Consider the following 12,447-nt stretch of genomic DNA (forward strand, 5'->3'; position numbering starts at 1 on the left):
GGCTGCGCCGGGGCATCCGAGCGCCGCTCTGAGGTGGTTGGGTGGGCCGGGAAGCGCGGCGCTCGGACGCCCCGGCACGTCCCCTCACGCCGACGGAAGGCTGCGGACGGGCAGGGGCTGGGGCCCCTTCAGGGGCGCGGGGAACTGCGCGCTCAGCCCAAGAGGACCGTCCGTGTAAGAACCAACCCAAGCCCCCCAAGTCTTTTAGGGGCGCGGGGAACTGCGCGACCAGCCCCACCCACCCGCACACCCCCACGCCCCGCAACCCTCAACGGCGAAGGGACCTGCCAAAGCCGGAGGCAAGCGGCATGCGGAGTCCCAGGGGTGGTGGGGCTGCCAGGGCGTCCTCGACAGGGCGGGAGAAACCCCGCTCGAACAACGCGCCCAGCACGAAATCCTCGGCAAGGGCAAGGACTTCCCCCCGGTGCTGGCTCAGCCCGTGCCCGTCGGAGTGAACCTCGAACCGGCAGACATCCCGGTTCGCCTTCTTCGCTCGTGCGGCGAGGCGGAAGGACAACTCCGGATCGGTCCGTTCGTCATTCGTGCCGTGCACGATCATCACCCGCCGCCCCGCAAGCTGCCGTACCGGTTCGGCCGGCACGGCCACATCCTCCTCGGGCAGCCAAGGGGCAAGCGCCAGCACGGAGTTGACGGCATCGTGCCCGGCGGCGTGCAGCGCGGCCCGTGCGCCCATGTCCACCCCGGCGAGGCACAGGGAAACGTCCCCGTAGCGGCGTACCACCTCGTCGGCGGCCCAGGCGGCGTCGCGGGCGAGGTTCTCCTCGCTGCCGTTCCACCCTCGAAAGCGGTAGTGCACGACGTGCGCCACCAGACCGTCCGCCCGCCCCGCGCGCGTGAGACGGCGCCCCAATGCCCGTACGGACGCCGTCGCCAGCATCGGTGACGGCCTGCGGGCGGAGGTCTCCTCGCCGCCCGGCAGCAGCAGCACCACACCGCTCACCGCCGTCGGCTCCGTACCGAGTGTGCGCCCGAGCCGGGCCCTGCGAACCGGCGTCGCTTGCTGTGCCATGACAGAACAGTGTCAGAAGCGATGGTGTACGCCATCCGTCCGCACGGTCACCGTTACGTATCGACGGATTCGTACATCAGGCGATCTACGCGCGTAGGCGGTAGAGTGCGGAGATGACGAGCCAGACCAAGAACATCCCGAGCTCGGAGCAGATCCGCCGGGCGCCGAAGGTCCTGCTGCACGATCACCTGGACGGGGGCCTGCGCCCCGGGACGATCGTCGATCTGGCCCGGGGATCGGGCTACACCAACCTCCCCGAGACGGACCCCGACAAGCTCGGCGTCTGGTTCCGCGAGGCCGCCGACTCCGGCTCGCTGGAGCGGTACTTGGAGACCTTCTCGCACACGGTCGGTGTGATGCAGACCCGCGAGGCGCTCGTCCGTGTCGCCGCCGAGTGCGCCGAGGACCTTGCCGAGGACGGCGTCGTCTACGCCGAGGTGCGGTACGCCCCCGAGCAGCACCTCGAAGCCGGGCTCACCCTCGAAGAGGTCGTCGAGGTCGTCAACGAGGGCTTCCGGGAAGGCGAGCGGCGCGCGCGGGAGAACGGGCACAGGATCCGGGTGGGCGCGCTGCTCACCGCCATGCGGCACGCGGCCCGCGCCCTGGAGATCGCCGAACTGGCCAACCGCTACCGCGACCTGAGCGGCGGTGGAGTTGTCGGGTTCGACATCGCCGGCGCCGAGGCCGGTTTCCCGCCCACCCGCCACCTGGACGCCTTCGAGTACATGAAGCGGGAGAACAACCACTTCACGATCCACGCGGGCGAGGCCTTCGGGCTCCCGTCCATCTGGCAGGCCATCCAGTGGTGCGGCGCCGACCGGCTCGGCCACGGCGTGCGCATCATCGACGACATCCAGGTCCACGAGGACGGCTCGGTGAAGCTCGGCCGCCTCGCCTCGTACGTGCGCGACAAGCGCATCCCCCTGGAGCTGTGCCCCAGTTCCAACCTCCAGACGGGCGCCGCCGACTCGTACGCAGAGCATCCCATCGGTCTGCTTCGGCGGCTGCACTTCCGGGCGACCGTGAACACGGACAACCGCCTGATGTCCGGCACCAGCATGAGCCGGGAATTCGAGCACCTCGTCGACGCTTTCGGTTATTCGCTCGACGACATGCAGTGGTTCACCGTCAATGCGATGAAATCAGCTTTCATTCCTTTCGATGAACGACTGGCCATGATCAACGACGTGATCAAGCCCGGTTATGCCGAGCTGAAGTCCGAATGGCTGTTCAGGCAGACCGCTTCCACCAGCGGTTCTGTGACCGAAGAGAGCTGAACGCGGGGGGACGGAAAGCGGCCGGGTGATGGTGACTCGGTCGCTTTTCGATGTTTGCGGCGTGCGCTCGGGCGTGATTACCGTTTTCGGATCGCTCAAGCCTCTGTCACCGCATGCAAGGACGAAGATGAAGCAGTCTGCTGCCAAGACCCTCGGTGTTGCCGCTCTCGGTGCCGCCTTCGCCGCTGCCGGCGCCGGCGCCGCCAACGCGGCCCCGGCGGTCCCGGACGCCACCTCGGCCCTGGGCACCGCCACCAGTGCCCTGTCGACGGACGGGGTCACCAAGAAGCTGCCCGGCGCCTCCGAGTCGCTCGCCCAGGGTAAGAGTCAGCTCGGCAGCGGTGTGGCCGCCGCCCAGCCGGCCCTCAAGAAGGCCCTCGCCGGGGGCCCGACCGAGCCGGTCGGCGGTCTGCTCGGCGGTGTGCCGGTCCAGGGCCTGCACCCGCAGAACCTGCCGGTGAACGGGACTCCGCTGGGCTGAACCGGCACCTGAGCACCATCCTCGTACGCGCCGATGGGGCGCACCCCCGGTCGGGTGCGCCCCATCGGCGTCTGTGCGTGCGGTGTGCGCGCCGATCACCAGGCCGTACGAGCCGCCTTGTCCTCGGAGGGGAACAGGATCCACAGCGCTATGTAGAGCAGGAACTGCGGACCCGGCAGCAGGCAGGAGACCAGGAAGATCACGCGCATCGTGGTCGCGGAGGTGCCGAAGCGCCGAGCCAGCGCTGCGCACACTCCGCCGATCATGCGGCCGTTGGTGGGGCGGGCAAGGCGGTTCATTACGGCTCCTTCGTGAGCGTCGGTGGGTGTCTGTACGAGGCTTCCGTGCGGCTGCCTCATCTGCCTTCCAAGCTACGGTCACGAAGGGGGTGAAGCGTCGCTCTACGGGGCGATCCCGACCCTGGGAATCGTCGGGGTCCGACCCTGAGCCGGGTCCTCCCGACGGCGGGCGGCAAGGCGCCGCGTCTCAGCCCGGCGGCGTAGTGCACCCCGGGCGGCGGGCACGATCGCGAGGTGGGCCAGGGCCACGCCCACGGTGTTGAGCAGCAGCGAGTCGACGTCCACGACCTGTCCGGGCACTCCGGTCTGCAGCAGTTCGATGCCCAGCGAGAGCAGGGCGCCCGCGGCGACCGTACGGAGCAGGGACAGCAGCGGCGAGACGGCGAGCCTGCCGCCGGCCATGGGGAGCAGTACGCCGAGCGGGGCGAGCAGCAGCAGGCCCTTGCCGATGCTTCGGGCCGCCGCCTCGGGGCCCAGCGCCAGATCGGCCCTGATGCTCGCGAACGGACGCAGGTTCGCGGCGCTCACCCACGGCACATCCAGCGGCCGCAGCGCGACCCAGGCGACAAGCGCGAGATGCGCGACGAGGAGGACACCCCCCGTCGCACGGAAGCGGATCACGGCGCTGCTGCCGTTTGAGCCTTGACGCACGCCCCCCAAGACGCGGCCTTCGGCAGGATCGGTTCCGTGTGTCGGCGGCGGGTGGTCCGCACGGGTGAGGCGTACGCCACAGACGGGGTCCCGGCGGAGAGCTCAGGTCCCGTCGGTCTCCGTCGACGGCGGGGTCTCCGTGCCCGGCCGGGTGCGGACGTTCTCCGTGCACTCGTAGCGGCGCGGGGCGTCCGTGCCGGGCCCGCCGAGCGTGACGGTGCCGTCGTCGGAGGCGGCTTCCGAGTCGCTGAAGGTGCAGATGACCTGGGCCAGCGCGTAGGGCTCCAGGTCCGCGGGCGGCGTGCTCAGGCGGAGCGTGTCGGCCGGGTCGTCGCCGCCCGGACCGCTCACCGTGAGGCCTTCCGGTACGGCCGTCAGGTAGCGCGCCTCCCTTTCGGCGTTCGACGGGGGCTCGGAGAGCTCGTCGAGGAGCGCCTGCGCGGCGCGTACGCGGTCCGTCTCGGCCGGTCCGGTCGCGATGCGCACGGTCCGGTCCACCGGTGCCAGCTGCGAGGAACAGAGCAGGAAGACCTGGACGAGGATCCCGCGCGAGGACTGCGTGCCGATGTCCTGGCCGGTCAGGTTGCACGGCACCCGGGAGGGCGCGGGCCCGAAGTCGGTCGGCACCTCCGTCGCCCGGATCCCGCACCCGGCGAGAACCACGGCGAGCAACGGCACGGCGAGCAGAGCGGCCCGGGTCCGGCCCGCGGCCGGCCTCCGGGGCACGGCCCGCCGCACGCCCGGGGCGTGCACACCTCGTACGGAGCGCGCCCGGCGTACGCCCCATGCGTCGCGTACGGACATCACGCGTTCCCCTCGGTGCTGTCGCCCTCGGCGCCCTTGTCAGTGTCCCCGGGGTTGTCGGGGTTGTCCGGATCCTCCAGCTCGGAGGCGTCGCGCGGCAGGCGCAGGGTGAAGACCGCGCCTCCCTTGGGCGAGTTCGCGGCGGTGATCTCGCCGCCGTGGATGTGGGCGTTCTCCAGGGCGATGGACAGGCCGAGGCCGCTGCCCTCGGAGCGCGGCCGGGAGGCGCTGGCCTTGTAGAAGCGGTCGAAGACGTGCGGGAGGACGTCCTCGGGGATGCCCGGGCCGTGGTCCTGGACCTCGATGACCAGGTCGTTCGCCTCGTCGCGCACGCTCACGCGCACCGGTGAGCCGCCGTGCTTGAGGGCGTTGCCGATCAGGTTCGCCAGGATCACGTCCAGGCGGCGCGGGTCGACGCGCGCCATGAGGCCGCGCTCGGCGTCCAGGTCCACCGCGTCCAGCCAGGCGCGCGCGTCGATGCACGCGGTGATCTGGTCGGCGATGTCGACGTTGTCCAGGACGAGCCGGGCCGTGCCCGCGTCGAAGCGGGTGACCTCCATGAGGTTCTCCACCAGGTTGTTCAACCGCCGGGTCTCGCTCACCACGAGGCGGACGGCGGGCTCGATCATCGGGTCGACGCTGCCGGTCTCCGCGTCGAGCTCCTCCTCGAGCACCTCGGTCACGGCGGTGATCGCGGTCAGCGGCGTACGCAGCTCGTGCGACATGTCCGCCACGAAGCGCCGGGACGCCTGCTCGCGGGCACTCATGTCCTCGACCCGTTTCTCCAGCGACTCCGCCGTGCGGTTGAACGTCCTTGAAAGATCGGCGAGTTCGTCCGTGCCCGACACCCGCAGCCGGGTGTCCAGCTTGCCCTCGCCGAGCCGGCGCGCGGCTGTGCCCAGGCGGTGCACCGGCTTCAGGACGGTCGTCGCCGCCGCCTGCGCGAGCAGGGCGGATCCGATCAGCGCGAGCCCGGTCGCGATACCCAGCGACCAGGCGAGGGAGTTGAGGTCCTTGGCCTCGGGCTCCAGCGACTTGAGCATGTAGCCGGTCGGCCCGCCGTCGATCACCTTCGCGCCGCCCACCAGATACGGCTTGTCGCCCTGGACGATCCGCTGCCAGTACAGGTGGTACGCGAACTTGTTGTTCGAGGTGATCTCCTGCTTCTTGTTCACCGCCTTCTGGAGGGACTTCGGTACGTCCTCCAGCGTGAAGGTGTCCAGGTCGGAGTTCCCGCGGACCGTGTCGCCGTTCTCGTCCTCCGCGATCAGCAGCACACTGAAGCGCTGGCTGCTGTTCGCCATCTGCCCCGCCGCCAGCTGCAGTTCGTCCTGAGTCGGATGCGGTCGCAGGGTACTGGCCCGGGTCTGCATCGCCTGCTGGAAGTCGCCGAGCACCGCGTCCTGCGTGCGGGTGAGCACGGCCTCGCGGTTGAGCCAGTACGCGATCCCGGACGCCGATACGGCGGCGGTCAGCGCGACCAGGCCGAACACCACGACCAGCCGCAGCCGCAGGCTGGTGAAGCGCAGGCCCGCCAGTATCGCCTTGCGTGCCGCGGCCCAGCCGCGGAGCTTGTCCTGCGGGTCGGTCACTGAGGACTGTCCAGCCTGTAGCCGACTCCACGGACTGTGCGGATCAGCGTCGGCGAGGACGGCACGTCCTCCACCTTCGCCCGCAGCCGCTGCACGCACGCGTCGACCAGCCGCGAGTCGCCGAGATAGTCGTGCTCCCACACCAGACGCAGCAACTGCTGGCGCGACAGGGCCTGTCCGGGCCGACGGCTCAGCTCCAGGAGCAACCGCAGCTCGGTGGGCGTCAGTTGCAGATCCTCGCCGTTCTTGGTCACGGTCATCGCAGCGCGGTCGATGACGAGCGAACCGAACGTCGCGGAATCGTTGGCCTCGCGCTCACCGCGCCGCAGCACGGCCCGGATACGGGCGTCGAGCACCCGCCCCTGCACCGGCTTCACGACATAGTCGTCGGCGCCGGACTCGAGGCCCACCACGACATCAATGTCGTCGCTGCGCGCGGTCAGCAGGATGATCGGCAGCTGGTCCGTGCGCCGGATGCGCCGGCACACCTCGAAGCCGTCGATGCCGGGCAGCATCACATCGAGGACGATCAGATCGGGCCGCTGCTCGCGCAACAGCTTCAGACCGTCCTCACCGGTCGCAGCGGTGGCCACCCGGTGTCCCTGGCGCGTCAGAGAGAGCTCCAGGGCCGTCCGGATGGCGTCGTCGTCCTCGATCAGCAACAGGGAAGGCACGGACGTCATTCTGTCCCATGACATGGGCGGGTATCGACTGTTGGAGCGCTCCCACACATGTCCCGCGTACGAGTGCGTGGCGCAGGTGTCGATGAGTAGCCGTACGACGCTTCTCTGTGATCAAACTGTGGTGCGCCCGGGCCCAATCCCTGTGACAGCTCTGTGACAGTCGGCGGACACCGTCATGAAGTCCCCCCGGCAAGCTTTTGGTCACAGGCAAGGAAGCACCGCAGAACCAGAACTCCACGACGGGGGGCGCGAGATGAACACGCTGCACAGCACCAACACTGGCGCAGTAGTCACGCGTCTCCACGACGTCACGAGGAGCGCGGAGAAGTCCGGTGCCGTGAGCGGGCGGGGGTGCGCTCGCGGCACCGGGCGTCAGCACGCCGGGTCGTACATGACGGTGGTTGACGCACATGTGGGGGGAACGTACGGGGGAGCCGCGTACGGGGAGGCCACGGGGGAGCGTCGTTCGGTGTCGGAGGCGGAGTTCACCGCCTACGTCCAGGAGCGCCGCGCCTCCCTGTACGCAACCGCCTACCACCTGACCGGTGACCGCTTCGAGGCAGAGGACCTGCTGCAGAGCGCGCTGTTCTCGACGTACCGGGCCTGGGAGCGGATCAGCGACAAGGCCGCGGTCGGGGGCTACCTCCGCCGCACCATGACCAACCTGCACATCAGCGCGTGGCGCCGCCGCAAGCTGAACGAGTACCCGACCGAGGAGCTGCCGGAGACGCCCGGCGACACGGACGCGATGCGCGGCACCGAGCTGCGCGCCGTCCTGTGGCAGGCGCTTGCCCGGCTGCCCGAACTCCAGCGCACCATGCTGGTCCTTCGTTACTACGAGGGCCGCACGGACCCGGAGATCGCGGAGATCCTCGACATCAGTGTCGGCACGGTGAAGTCCAGCATCTGGCGGTCACTCCGCCGGCTGCGCGAGGACGAGGTCCTCAGCTTCGGCCGTGACGAGGAGGAGTCCTTCGGGGAGCTTGTCGCCTGAAGGCTGTGGGGGGAAGCAAGTAAACGGGGGTAGTAAGGGGGCTGTTCGTCACTCCGGGGGGAGGCGGCGGGCAGAGAGCAACGGGGGAGCAGTACCGGGGGGACCAACGGGGTCACGGGGGACCACGGGGGATCACGGGGAAAGAAGCGGGACTGGAGGGCCGGGGGGTCCATCCAGTCCCGCTTTTATGCGTACGAGGGTCTTTTATGTGTACGAGGGTGACTATGGCGCGCCTTCAGGGGCGCGGGGAACTGCGCGACCAGCCCCCACCGAACCCGCACTTACCCACCAGCCTCCGCGCGGAGCGCCACGCACCGCCCGGCCGCGGCAGCGGCGAGCCGCCCCAGCGCCTCGTCCCGGTCGCACGCGTACGCGCCCAGCACGGTCTGGCGGGCCACGATGGACCGCTCGGCGCGCATCAGCCGCCACCCCCTGCGGAGCAGGAACGGAACGGACTTCCGGCCCTCCTTGAGATCCCGCAGAAAACGGCGACGGAACGTGGTGACCGGACCTCGGCTCAAGCAGAGCGCATCCGCCAGCACTCCGGCCTCCCGGCACCGCCCTACGATCTCCGCGGCGAAGATGCCCTCCGCGATGAACAGCGGCGTACGCCCGATGTCGACGGTCTCCTCACCGGTGCGGGCGCTCAGCGAGATGTCGTACACCGGAACGCTCGTACGCCCCGTCCTGCACAGCTCCTCGATCGCGCCGACGGCGGTGTCCGCGTCCCAGGACAGCGGGTGGTCCCAGTCGATGTCCGAACTCCCCGCCACCTGCGGCAGCGTCGGGTCGCCGCCCTCCTTGTAGAAGTCGTCGAGCCGCAGCACCGGGAGGCCGGAGCGGGCCGCGAGGAGGGACTTGCCGGAGCCGGAGGGGCCGCACAGCAGCACGACGCGGGTGGGTATCGGGGGATGGGAACTCACGAGACACCAGTGTGAGGCATCGCGTGCCCGCGGCCGACCCCGCGGGTCGCCTTTTGAGCGCGCGTCACACGTCAACTACCTTTCGTGTCGTGCTGATTACTTATCGTGGCGAAAGGTGGCGGCAGCCATGACGCGACACTGGTCCGGGTTCGGAGAAGAGAGAGCCGGGCCCGGAGAAGAGAGAGCCGCGCTTCCCCCGGACGGAGGGGGAGCGCGGCTCTCCGCCGAACGGGATCCCGGGGACACGGGCCGGGATCCCGAGCCTCAGTAGGACGATCCGGAGGCGCCCAGCGCGCCCGTCGGGTGCCAGACCGTCTTTGTCTCCAGGAAGGCCTTGAGGCGGTCGATGCCGGGATCCGCAAAGTAATCCACAGCCTGTGGACGGACGACCCGCTTGAGGTTGTCCGCCGCCGCGATCTCCAGTTCCTTCGCGAGTACGTCGTCGGCGCCGGCGAGGTCGATCGCGTTGACGTCCTGGTGCGCGGCGAGGGGCGTGGCGATCTCCGCCGTCTTGCCGGAGAGGATGTTGACCACTCCGCCCGGGAGGTCGGAGGTGGCCAGCACCTCGCCCAGCGACAGCGCCGGCAGCGGGGATCTCTCGCTCGCGATCACGATCACCGTGTTGCCGGTCGCGATCACCGGGGCGATCGCCGAGACCAGGCCCAGGAAGGACGACTCCTGGGGGGCGAGGACGGTCACGACGCCCGTCGGCTCGGGAGTGGAGAGGTTGAAGAACGGGCCCGCCACGGGGTTGCCGCCGCCGACCACCTGGGCGATCTTGTCGGTCCAGCCCGCGTACCAGACCCAGCGGTCGATCGCCGCGTCGACCTGGACGGTCGCCTTCGACTTGGACAGGCCCTCCGCGTCCGCGACCTCACGTACGAACTGGTCCTTGCGGCCCTCCAGCATCTCGGCGATGCGGTAGAGGATCTGGCCGCGGTTGTACGCGGTCGCGCCGGACCAGCCGCCGAACGCCTTCCGGGCCGCGACCACCGCGTCACGGGCGTCCTTGCGGGAGGCGAGGGGCGCGTTCGCCAGCCACCTGCTTTTGGAGTCGGTCACCTCGTACACCCGGCCGCTCTCGGAACGCGGGAACTTGCCGCCCACGTACAGCTTGTAGGTCTTGAAGACGCTCAGTCGCTGTTCGGACTTCTCGGACTTCTCAGACATCGAGGTACGCCTCCAGGCCGTGGCGACCGCCCTCGCGGCCGAAGCCCGACTCCTTGTAGCCGCCGAACGGCGAGGTCGGGTCGAACTTGTTGAACGTGTTGGCCCAGACGACGCCCGCGCGGAGCTTGTTGGCGACGGCCAGGATCCGGGAGCCCTTCTCCGTCCAGATGCCCGCCGACAGGCCGTACTGGGAGTTGTTGGCCTTGGCGACCGCCTCGTCCGGTGTCCGGAAGGTGAGGACGGAGAGGACCGGGCCGAAGATCTCGTCGCGGGCGATGGTGTGCGCCTGGGTGACGTTCGTGAAGAGCGTCGGGGCGAACCAGTAGCCGGAGGACGGGAGTTCGCAGGCCGGGGACCAGCGCTCGGCGCCCTCGGCCTCGCCCTTGTCGACGAGCGAGGCGATACGGGCCAGCTGCTCGGCGGAGTTGATCGCGCCGACGTCCGTGTTCTTGTCGAGCGGGTCGCCGAGGCGGAGGGTCGAGAGCCGCCGCTTCAGGGAGTCGAGGAGCTCGTCCTGGATCGACTCCTGGACCAGGAGGCGGGAGCCCGCGCAGCAGACCTGGCCCTGGTTGAAGAAGATGCCGGTGACGATGCCCTCGACGGCCTGGTCGATGGGGGCGTCGTCGAAGACGATGTTGGCGCCCTTGCCGCCGAGTTCGAGAGTGACCTTCTTCTTCGTGCCCGCGATGGAGCGCGCGATGGCCTTGCCGACCGCCGTGGAACCGGTGAAGGCCACTTTGTTCACGTCCGGGTGCTCGACGAGGGCCGCGCCCGTGTCGCCGTATCCCGGAAGGATGTTGACGACGCCCTTGGGGAGGCCCGCCTGGCGGCAGATGTCCGCGAAGAAGAGAGCGGAGAGCGGGGTCGTCTCGGCGGGCTTCAGGACGACCGTGTTGCCGGTCGCGAGGGCCGGGGCGATCTTCCACGCCAGCATGAGGAGGGGGAAGTTCCAGGGGATGACCTGGCCCGCGACGCCCAGCGGCCGCGGGTTGGCGCCCAAGCCGGCGTGATCGAGCTTGTCGGCCCAGCCCGCGTAGTAGAAGAAGTGCGCGGCTACGAGGGGGAGGTCGGCGTCCCTCGTCTCCTTGATGGGCTTGCCGTTGTCGAGGGTCTCCAGGACGGCGAGTTCTCGGGAGCGCTCCTGGATGATCCGCGCGATGCGGAACAGGTACTTGGCGCGCTCGGAGCCCGGCAGCGCGGACCACTTCCCGAAGGCCTTGCGGGCGGCCCTCACCGCGCGGTCCACGTCCTCGGTGCCCGCCTGGGCGATCTCGGAGAGAACCTCTTCCGTGCTCGGGCTGACGGTCTTGAAGACCTTGCCGTCGGCGGCCTCGGTGAACTCGCCGTCGATGAACAGGCCGTAGGAGGGTGCGATGTCGACGACGGAGCGGGACTCGGGCGCCGGTGCGTACTCGAATGCAGATGCCATGATGGATCAGTCCACCGTCACGTAGTCGGGGCCGGAGTAGCGGCCGGTGGCCAGCTTCTGACGCTGCATCAGCAGATCGTTCAGGAGCGAGGACGCGCCGAAGCGGAACCAGTGGTTGTCCAGCCAGTCCTCGCCCACGGTCTCGTTGACCAGCACCAGGAACTTGATGGCGTCCTTCGTGGTCCGGATGCCGCCGGCGGGCTTCACGCCGACCTGTACCCCGGTCTGCGCGCGGAAGTCACGTACGGCTTCCAGCATGAGGAGGGTGTTGGGGGGTGTCGCGTTGACGGCGACCTTGCCCGTCGAGGTCTTGATGAAGTCGGCCCCGGCCAGCATGCCGAGCCAGCTCGCGCGCCGGATGTTGTCGTACGTCGACAGCTCGCCGGTCTCGAAGATGACCTTCAGGCGGGCGGCGCCCGAGGCCTCCTTCACGGCGACGATCTCGTCGTACACCTTCATGTACTTGCCCGCGAGGAAGGCCCCGCGGTCGATGACCATGTCGATCTCGTCGGCACCCGCGGCGACGGCGTCCCGCACGTCGGCCAGCTTCACGCCGAGCGCGGCGCGGCCGGCCGGGAACGCGGTGGCCACGGAGGCGACCTTCACGCCGGAGCCGGCGACGGCTTCCTTGGCGGTGGCCACCATGTCCGGGTAGACGCAGAGTGCGGCGGTCGTCGGGGTCGTACGGTCGGTGGGGTCGGGGCGGACGGCCTTGGCGCCGAGTGCCCGGACCTTGCCCGGGGTGTCCGCGCCTTCCAGCGTCGTCAGGTCGACCATCGAGATGGCGAGGTCGATGGCGTACGCCTTCGCGGTCGTCTTGATGGAACGGGTGCCGAGCGAGGCGGCGCGCGCCTCCAGGCCGACCGCGTCGACGCCGGGCAGCCCGTGGAGGAAGCGGCGCAGCGTGCTGTCGGACGCGGTTACGTCGCCGAGTGCGTGTGCAGCAACAGGTGCAGTGGTGGGCATGGTCACCAGACGAGCATATCTACGCGCGTAGCGGCTGTACAGCCCCGGTGCTCATCCCGATGCTCATCCCGGTTCCCGTCGCCGAGTCCCGCCCGTGCCCGTCCCCCCGCGTGCTTACCGTGCCCGTCGCGAGCCGGGGCACCGCCCA

General features: G+C 69.8%; 13 protein-coding genes. 3 read left to right on the forward strand and 10 right to left on the reverse strand.

Going from position 1 to position 12,447, the window contains the following annotated elements; genetic code table 11:
• Positions 1-268 precede the first annotated feature (268 nt).
• The gene (locus tag ACTWQR_RS49210) at positions 269-1,030 is read right to left on the reverse strand and encodes a prolyl oligopeptidase family serine peptidase (protein ID WP_443233864.1); all 762 of its coding nucleotides are present in this window, start codon (positions 1,028-1,030) and stop codon (positions 269-271) included.
• Between the two features lie 113 nt (positions 1,031-1,143).
• Between ACTWQR_RS49210 and ACTWQR_RS49215 the strand changes: the two genes are divergently transcribed.
• Together ACTWQR_RS49215 and ACTWQR_RS49220 are read left to right on the forward strand one after the other, a co-directional pair.
• Positions 1,144-2,307 carry an adenosine deaminase gene (locus tag ACTWQR_RS49215; protein WP_443233865.1) on the forward strand — a complete coding sequence of 388 codons (1,164 nt, stop codon included), beginning with the start codon at positions 1,144-1,146 and terminating at the stop codon, positions 2,305-2,307.
• A gap of 127 nt (positions 2,308-2,434) precedes the next feature.
• Positions 2,435-2,788 carry an ATP-binding protein gene (locus ACTWQR_RS49220; protein WP_443233866.1) on the forward strand — a complete coding sequence of 118 codons (354 nt, stop codon included), beginning with the start codon at positions 2,435-2,437 and terminating at the stop codon, positions 2,786-2,788.
• A 95-nt stretch (positions 2,789-2,883) separates the two neighbouring features.
• Here the strand turns inward: ACTWQR_RS49220 and ACTWQR_RS49225 are convergent, their stop codons facing one another.
• The 5 genes from ACTWQR_RS49225 to afsQ1 form a co-directional block, all read right to left on the reverse strand.
• On the reverse strand, positions 2,884-3,087 hold the full coding sequence (locus ACTWQR_RS49225; RefSeq protein ID WP_443233867.1) for a PspC domain-containing protein: 204 nt from the start codon (positions 3,085-3,087) through the stop codon (positions 2,884-2,886).
• Positions 3,088-3,189: 102 nt separating this feature from the next.
• Positions 3,190-3,738 (reverse strand): VanZ family protein, encoded by a 549-nt coding sequence (locus tag ACTWQR_RS49230; RefSeq protein ID WP_443233868.1) that lies wholly within the window; start codon positions 3,736-3,738, stop codon positions 3,190-3,192.
• 102 nt (positions 3,739-3,840) lie between these two features.
• Complete coding sequence (locus tag ACTWQR_RS49235) at positions 3,841-4,542, reverse strand: hypothetical protein (RefSeq protein WP_443233869.1); 702 nt, start codon at positions 4,540-4,542, stop codon at positions 3,841-3,843.
• Positions 4,542-6,134, reverse strand: a complete 1,593-nt coding sequence (locus ACTWQR_RS49240) for an ATP-binding protein (RefSeq protein ID WP_443233870.1) — start codon at positions 6,132-6,134, stop codon at positions 4,542-4,544. The genes ACTWQR_RS49235 and ACTWQR_RS49240 overlap by 1 nt, the downstream gene beginning before the upstream one ends.
• Positions 6,131-6,808 carry a two-component system response regulator AfsQ1 gene (gene afsQ1 / locus ACTWQR_RS49245; RefSeq protein ID WP_128380879.1) on the reverse strand — a complete coding sequence of 226 codons (678 nt, stop codon included), beginning with the start codon at positions 6,806-6,808 and terminating at the stop codon, positions 6,131-6,133. Before afsQ1 ends, ACTWQR_RS49240 begins: the two co-directional genes overlap by 4 nt.
• A gap of 262 nt (positions 6,809-7,070) precedes the next feature.
• On the opposite strand from afsQ1, the gene ACTWQR_RS49250 reads away from it, so the two are divergent.
• Positions 7,071-7,811 (forward strand): SigE family RNA polymerase sigma factor, encoded by a 741-nt coding sequence (locus ACTWQR_RS49250; RefSeq protein ID WP_443233871.1) that lies wholly within the window; start codon positions 7,071-7,073, stop codon positions 7,809-7,811.
• A 281-nt stretch (positions 7,812-8,092) separates the two neighbouring features.
• On the opposite strand, the gene ACTWQR_RS49255 is transcribed toward ACTWQR_RS49250, so the two are convergent.
• The 4 genes from ACTWQR_RS49255 to deoC all read right to left on the reverse strand — a co-directional run bounded on the left by ACTWQR_RS49255 (position 8,093) and on the right by deoC (position 12,299).
• Positions 8,093-8,734 (reverse strand): uridine kinase family protein, encoded by a 642-nt coding sequence (locus ACTWQR_RS49255; RefSeq protein ID WP_443233872.1) that lies wholly within the window; start codon positions 8,732-8,734, stop codon positions 8,093-8,095.
• Between the two features lie 264 nt (positions 8,735-8,998).
• Entirely contained in the window at positions 8,999-9,904 is a 906-nt protein-coding gene (locus ACTWQR_RS49260) for an aldehyde dehydrogenase family protein (RefSeq protein WP_443233873.1), read from the reverse strand.
• Positions 9,897-11,333, reverse strand: a complete 1,437-nt coding sequence (locus ACTWQR_RS49265) for an aldehyde dehydrogenase family protein (RefSeq protein ID WP_443233874.1) — start codon at positions 11,331-11,333, stop codon at positions 9,897-9,899. Before ACTWQR_RS49265 ends, ACTWQR_RS49260 begins: the two co-directional genes overlap by 8 nt.
• A gap of 6 nt (positions 11,334-11,339) precedes the next feature.
• Complete coding sequence (gene deoC, locus ACTWQR_RS49270) at positions 11,340-12,299, reverse strand: deoxyribose-phosphate aldolase (RefSeq protein WP_443233895.1); 960 nt, start codon at positions 12,297-12,299, stop codon at positions 11,340-11,342.
• Between the last annotated feature and the right edge of the window lie 148 nt (positions 12,300-12,447).

Origin of the sequence: Streptomyces sp. 2A115 (assembly GCF_052245575.1) — a bacterium.
Taxonomy (GTDB): Bacteria; Actinomycetota; Actinomycetes; order Streptomycetales; family Streptomycetaceae; genus Streptomyces.